This is a genomic window from Frankia sp. CeRuru1, assembly GCF_977966315.1.
In genome coordinates, this window is sequence record NZ_CDWWEW010000461.1 from 3080 (window position 1) to 3617 (window position 538).

Genomic DNA, 538 nt, shown 5'->3' on the forward strand with positions numbered 1-538 from the left:
GGGACAGGGTGGCCGTTCCCGGGGACAGGGGGACAGCGAGGGGGATCAGGCAGGCGGCCTCGGCGACGCTCGGGGTGCCGAGCGCGGCGTGGGCAGCGGCACCGGGATGGGGCACGTCGACGCCTGCGAGCAGGGCGGCGGGATGGCCCACCAGCGGCCAGCCGTGGTGGCGTGCGGCGGCGACGACGCCCGGTTCGTCCCGGCGGGCCTCGACCGTCGCCATCCGGCGCACCGCGCTCACCGGCGCCGCGAGGTCGTGCAGCGCCGCCTCGACCAGCCCCAGGATCTCCGCCGCCGTCACCCCGGGCCGTGCACCGACACCGACGACCAGTCCCCCGTCCCCCGGTTCTGCTCCGGTCACGCCGCGCGGGCGGCGGCGAGCAGGCGGGTGGCGGCGCCGGGTCGTCCGGCCCAGTGCAGATGTAGGTAGGAGGCGTGCACCCGGCGGTGCACGAACCCCTCGGATATCCACGGCGACGCCGCCTGCTCCCCGCCGCGCCGGCCACCACCCGCGACGCGTCCCGGCGCAGGCCGGGGA

General features: G+C 78.6%; 1 protein-coding gene and 1 pseudogene. Both read right to left on the reverse strand.

All coding sequences use genetic code 11. From position 1 onward, the window contains the following. Positions 1 to 361, reverse strand: a 361-nt coding sequence (locus tag AC08OP_RS22675; protein ID WP_476616022.1) for a cobalamin biosynthesis protein, incomplete at its 3' end; no start/stop codon positions are given. Continuing rightward, positions 358 to 538, reverse strand: a pseudogene (locus AC08OP_RS22680) (cobyrinate a,c-diamide synthase); the annotation flags it as partial. The gene AC08OP_RS22675 and the pseudogene AC08OP_RS22680, both read right to left, overlap by 4 nt.